5 protein-coding genes and 1 pseudogene are annotated in these 5,986 nt (G+C 73.8%); all 6 read left to right on the forward strand.

Features of this window, described 5'->3' with window-relative positions:
* Positions 1-541: pseudogene (locus DZF91_RS29410) on the forward strand (ROK family protein); the annotation flags it as partial.
* Between the two features lie 88 nt (positions 542-629).
* The gene (locus DZF91_RS29415) at positions 630-1,967 is read left to right on the forward strand and encodes an ABC transporter substrate-binding protein (RefSeq protein ID WP_235834647.1); all 1,338 of its coding nucleotides are present in this window, start codon (positions 630-632) and stop codon (positions 1,965-1,967) included.
* A gap of 3 nt (positions 1,968-1,970) precedes the next feature.
* Positions 1,971-2,933 (forward strand): carbohydrate ABC transporter permease, encoded by a 963-nt coding sequence (locus tag DZF91_RS29420; RefSeq protein WP_117360364.1) that lies wholly within the window; start codon positions 1,971-1,973, stop codon positions 2,931-2,933.
* Between the two features lie 260 nt (positions 2,934-3,193).
* A complete protein-coding gene (locus tag DZF91_RS29425) occupies positions 3,194-3,823 on the forward strand; it encodes a carbohydrate ABC transporter permease (protein WP_407920950.1) in 630 nt (209 codons plus the stop codon).
* A complete protein-coding gene (locus DZF91_RS29430; protein WP_117360366.1) occupies positions 3,820-5,094 on the forward strand; it encodes a family 4 glycosyl hydrolase in 1,275 nt (424 codons plus the stop codon). The genes DZF91_RS29425 and DZF91_RS29430 overlap by 4 nt, the downstream gene beginning before the upstream one ends.
* On the forward strand, positions 5,091-5,986 hold an 896-nt coding region (locus DZF91_RS29435), incomplete at its 3' end, for an N-acetylglucosamine kinase (protein ID WP_158588076.1). The genes DZF91_RS29430 and DZF91_RS29435, both read left to right, overlap by 4 nt.

Genomic DNA, 5,986 nt, shown 5'->3' on the forward strand with positions numbered 1-5,986 from the left:
CCAGACCCGGATCGGCAGCGCGGCCGTGCTGGCGCTGCTGCGCGGCCACGGCTTCCCGGGCCGCGACGTCGGCGCCGCGCTCACCCGCGCCACCCGCGCGCTCGCCTCGGCCCCCTCCGCCGACTCCCCGGACTCCCCCGGCTCCCCCGGTTCTTCGGCGTCCGCCGGCAGCGGCACGCCGTCCTCGGCGTCCGCGGGCCGTGGGACGGGCACGGGCGGGACGCGGGGTTCGGGGGCCGAGCGGGCGGAGGCCGCCGCGGCGGCGCTCGGGGAGCTGGCGGAGCGGCTGGCGGCGACGCTGGCGAACGTGGTCGGGATCCTCGACCCCGAACTGATCGTGCTGACCGGCGAGGTGCCCCGTGCGGGGGGCGAGGCGCTGCGCGCGCTGGTCGAACGCGAGCTGCACAGCATGACGATCCCGCGTCCGCCGGTCCGGCTGAGCGCCGTGGCGGGCAACGTCGTCCTGGCCGGAGCGCTGGATCAGGCGCTGCGCGGCTGCCGGGAGGAGGTGTTCTCCCGCACCCGGGCCGCCGCGACCTGACGCGCGTCCGGGTACCGGGCTCCGGCCCGGGTCCACTCCTCCCACCCCCCGACGGCCGTCCGGCCGTCCTCCCCGAAGGAGACCAGGAGTGTTCCTCACCCCCCGGCGCGCCCGGCGCCTGTCCGCGGCGGGCCTCGCCGCATCCGGGCTGCTGCTCGCCTCCGCCTGCACCGCCGGGAGCTCCGGCGGGTCGTCCTCGGGACCGAAGGCCGACGCCAGGCAGACCATCGAGGTCTGGCACGGCTGGTCCGCCCCGCACGAGGTCAAGGCGTTCGAGGACGCCGTCGCGGGATTCCACCGCCTGCACCCGAACATCACCGTCAAACTCGTCAAGGACCAGACCGACGACCGCATCACCAACGCCATCCGCGGCGGGAACCCGCCCGACGTGGTGTCGTCGTTCACCACCGACTCGGTCGGATCGTGGTGCCGCTCGGGCGCCTGGCAGGACCTCACGCCCTACCTCACCCGGTCCAAGGTCGACCTGAACCTGTTCCCGCGGGCCGTCCGCGAGTACACCCAGTACAAGGGGCGGCGCTGCGCGATGCCGCTGCTCGCCGACGCCTACGGCCTCTACTACAACAAGGCCCTGATGAAGGGGAACCAGCCGCCGAGGACCATCGGCGAGCTGACGGCGCTCGCCAAGAAGCTGACCGTCCGGAACCCCGACGGGACGATCAAGGTCGCCGGGTTCATGCCGTCCGCGCAGTACTACGAGCACCAGGTGCAGCACCTGGCGACCGAGTTCGGCGCCAGGTGGCTCACCCCCGACGGCAGGTCGAACCTCGCCGCCGACCCGAACGTCAAGGCGTACCTGCAGTGGAACAAGAGCCTCATCGACTGGTACGGCTACGCCGACGTCAAGAAGTTCCTGAAGTCCCTCGGGCAGGAGTTCGAGGCGTCCAACCCCTTCGAGCAGGGGAAGGTCGCGATGGCCGTCGACGGTGAGTGGCGCACCAAGTTCCTGCAGGACGAGGCGCCCAAGGTCGACTACGGCACCGCGCCCGTGCCCGTCCCCGACGACCAGACCGCCCGGTACGGCGGCGGGTTCGTCACCGGAACCGTCATCGGGCTCCCCCGCGGCGCCAAGCACCCGCAGGCCGCCTGGGAGTTCGTGAAGTACCTGACCACCGACACCACCGCGCTGGTCACCTTCGCCAACGGCCTCGGCAACGTCCCGAGCACCCTGCCCGCGCTCGCCTCCCCCGACCTGAGGATGCCGCCGCAGTTCCGCACCTTCCTCGACGTCTTCAAGAACCCCAACAGCGCCACCACGCCGCCCACCCCGAACGGCAACGACTACGTGGTGAAGTTCCAGGCGTTCGTCCAGGACCAGTGGGAACCCGGCCGCGTCACCGACCTGGACGCGGCGCTGAAGGACCTGGACACCCGGGTCGACCAGGCGATCAAGCTGAACGGCGGCTGAGCCGTGACCACCCTCACCGCCCCGACGGCCGCCGCGGGCGCGGGACCCCGGGCACGCCGCCGCGCCCGGCTGCGCGTCCTGGCGTTCCTGTCCCCCTGGCTGGTCGGCGTCGGTCTCTTCTTCGGCTACCCCCTGGCCGCGACCGTCTACTTCTCCTTCACCCGGTACGACCTGTTCACCCTGCGGTACGTCGGGTTCGCCAACTACCGGTTCCTGCTGCACGACGGCGACGCCTGGAACGCCATGAAGAACACGATGTGGCTCGTCGTGCTCATGGTCCCGCTGCGGATGCTGTTCGGCCTGGGCATCGCCCAGCTGCTCACCCACATCAGACGCGGCGGCAGCGTCCTGCGGTCGGTGTTCTACCTGCCCTACCTCATCCCGCCGGTGTCGGCGACCGTCGCGTTCGTGTTCGTCACCAACCCCGGCACCGGCCCGTTCCCCGCGCTCACCCGGCACCTGGGGATCTCGCTGCCGGACTTCTTCAACGACCCCTCCTGGTCCCGGCCCGGCCTGACGCTGCTCGGACTGTGGGCGGTCGGCGACCTGATGATCCTGCTGCTGGCGGCGCTGCTGGACGTCCCGCGCTCGCTGTACGAGGCGGCCGTTCTGGACGGCGCGAACGCCTGGCAGCGGTTCCGCTACATCACCCTCCCGTCGATCTCGCCCGTGCTGGCGTTCTGCGCCGTCACCGGCGTCATCCAGACCCTGCAGTACTTCACCCAGGCGCTGGTCGCGGCGAAGGTCGCCTCCGGGCAGGCCGACACCGCCGGGACGCAGTTCGCGCCCGGCTACCCCGACGGGTCCACCCTCACCTTCCCGCAGTGGCTCTACGACGAGGGGTTCCGGCAGTCCAACATGGGCTACGCGTGCGTGCTGGCCCTGGTGATGTTCGCCGTCGGGATGCTGTTCACCCTGGTCCTGCTGCGGCGCTTCCGCGCCTTCGCCGGCGAGGAGGCCCGATGACCGCCACCGCCGCGCCCACCGCCCCCGGGACCCGGCCCGCGCCCCGGCGCGCCCACCGGCCGTCCCGCGGCACCCGCGTCCGCCGCCTGCTGTACTGGACCGCCGTCCACTCGCTGGCGATCGCGCTCGCCGTCATGTTCCTCGCGCCGCTGGTGTTCATGCTGCTCACCGCCGTGATGTCCGACCGGCAGGCGCTCAGCAGCTCGTTCTGGCCCGACACCTGGCACTGGGGGAACTTCCGCCGCGCGTTCAGCGGCGACATGGTCCGCTGGACGCTCAACAGCGTCCTGTACGCCGGGCTGTCCACGCTGTTCGTGCTGGTCTCCAGCATCCCCGTCGCCTACGCGCTCGCCCGCTTCCGGTTCCGGCTCCGGTCGGCCGCGCTGGTGGTCGTCATCGCGACGATGATGCTGCCGCCGCAGGTCACGATGGTGCCGCTGTACATCGTCTGGGCCAGGTTCCACCTCACCGGCACGCTGTGGCCGCTGATCCTGCCGGGCCTGTTCGGCGACGCGTTCTCCATCTTCCTGCTGCGCCAGTTCCTGGTGTCGATCCCCGGCGAGTACGCCGACGCCGCCCGCGTTGACGGCTGCGGCGAGCTCCGGACGATGCTGCGGGTCGTCCTGCCCATGGCGCGGCCCGCGATCGCCGCCGTCGCCCTGTTCCAGTTCTTCTACTGCTGGAACGACTACGTCGGGCCCCTGGTGTACGCCGACCCCGGCCACGCCACGCTGGCGGTCGGCCTCGCCTCGTTCCGCGCCGCCCACCACGTCGAGTGGAACCTGACGATGGCGGCGACACTGCTGACCATCCTGCCGGTCCTCATCGTGTTCTTCCTCGCCCAGCGCGTGTTCGTGCAGGGCGTGACCTTGACGGGAGTGAAGGGTTGAAACTGACGGTCGTCGGGGGCGGGTCCACCTACACCCCCGAACTGGTGGACGGGCTGGCGCGGATGCGCGCCGCGCTCCCCGTCACCGAACTGGTCCTGGTCGACCCGGACGAGGACCGCCTGGCCCCGGTCGGCGCGATGACGCGGCGGATGCTCGCCCGCGTCGGCCACCCCGCCCGGGTCGTCACCACCGGCGACACCGCCGCGGGCGTCGCCGACGCGGACGCCGTCGTGCTCCAGCTGCGCGTCGGCGGGCAGGCCGCCCGCCGCGTGGACGAGACGCTCCCCCTGCTCTGCGGCTGCGTCGGGCAGGAGACGACCGGCGCGGGCGGCCTCGCCAAGGCGCTGCGGACCGTCCCGGTCGTCCTCGACCTGGCCGACACCATCGCCCGGCACGCCCCCGACGCCTGGATCGTCGACTTCACCAACCCGGTCGGGATCGTCACCCGCGCCCTCCTGGACGCCGGACACCGCGCGGTCGGGCTGTGCAACGTCGCCATCCACGTCCAACGGCGGATCGCGGCGCTGCTGGACGTCCCGCCGCACCGCGTCGAACTCGGGCACGCCGGGCTGAACCACCTCACCTGGGTCCGGTCGGCGCACGTGGACGGCACCGACCGCCTGCCCGAACTCCTCGACGAGCACCTGCCCGCGCTGGCCGAGATCTCCACGCTGCCCGGCGACCTGCTGCACCACCTGCGCGTCCTGCCGTCCAGCTACCTCGGCTACTACTACGAGCACGACCGGATCGTGGACCGGCAGCGCACCGCCCGCCCGCGCGCCGACCACGTCGCGGCCGTCGAACGCGAGCTGCTGGAGCTGTACGCCGACCCCGCCAACGACACGCGGCCCGAACGCCTGTCCGAGCGCGGCGGAGCGTTCTACTCCGAGGCGGCCGTCCACCTGCTGGCCGCGCTGCTCGGCGCGCCCGGCGCCGTCGAGGTCCCGGCCGTGCAGGTCGCCAACGTCCGCAACAACGGGACGTTCCCGTTCCTGCCCGACCACGCCGTCGTCGAGGTCCCCGCCCGCATCACCTCCAAGGGCCCGCTGCCCGAGCCCGTCCCGCCGCTGGAACCGCTGTACGCCGGGCTCGTCGCGCACGTGTCGGCCTACGAGGAACTGGCGCTCGACGCGGCGCTGCGCGGCGGCGTCGAGCGCGTCCGCACCGCCCTGCTCGCCCACCCGCTGGTCGGGCAGGACGACCCGGCGGACCGGCTCGCGGCCGACCTGGTCGCCGCCAACCGCGCGCACCTGCCCTGGGCGGCCCGGTGAGCCGCACGCTCGTCGCGGTGGACGGCGGCAACAGCAAGACCGACGTGCTGGTCGCCGACACCTCCGGGACCGTGCTGGCCACCGTCCGCGGTCCCGGCTACCGGCCCCACGAGGGCGGCCTCGACCACGCCGTCGCCACCGTCGCCTCCCTCGTGGACCGGGCTCTGGCGGACGTCCCCTCCCCTCCCGCCGCGGCGGGGGCGTCCGCCCGCCCGGTCGCTGCGCCGGCGCCGTACCCGGTCGCGGCGCTGTCGGCGTACATGGCGAACGTGGACCTGCCCGACGAGGAGGACGCCCTCGTCAAGGCGCTCCGCTCCCGCGGCTGGACCGACCGCGTCACCGTCGGCAACGACACCCTGGCGCTGCTGCACACCGGCGCCCGCCGCGGCTGGGGCGTCGCGGTCGTGTGCGGCGCCGGCATCAACTGCGTCGGCGTCGGACCGGACGGCGCGAGCGTCCGGTTCCCCTCCCTCGGCGCGCACACCGGCGACTGGGGCGGCGGCGGGACGCTCGGTGAGGCCGCGCTCTGGCACGCCGTCCGCGCCGAGGACGGCCGCGGCCCCGCCACCGCCCTCACCGCCGCCGTCGCCGCGCACTTCGGCGCCGCCACCGCCCTGGACGTCGGGATCGCGGTGCACCTCGGCGACGTCCACCGCGACCGGCTGCTGACGCTCGCCCCGGTGCTGATGGACGTCGCCGAGGCGGGGGACCCCGTCGCGCTGTCGGTGGTGGACCGGCAGGCCGAGGAGATCGCGGTGCTCGGCACGGTCGCGCTGCGCCGCCTCGGCCTGCTGGACCGCCCGGCCGAGGTGGTGCTCGGCGGCGGCGTCCTCGCCGCCCGCCGCCCGCCGCTCATGGCGGGCGTCCGCCGCCGCTTCGCCGCGGCCGCGCC

Source organism: Actinomadura logoneensis (assembly GCF_003428695.1).
Lineage (GTDB): Bacteria > Actinomycetota > Actinomycetes > Streptosporangiales > Streptosporangiaceae > Spirillospora > Spirillospora logoneensis.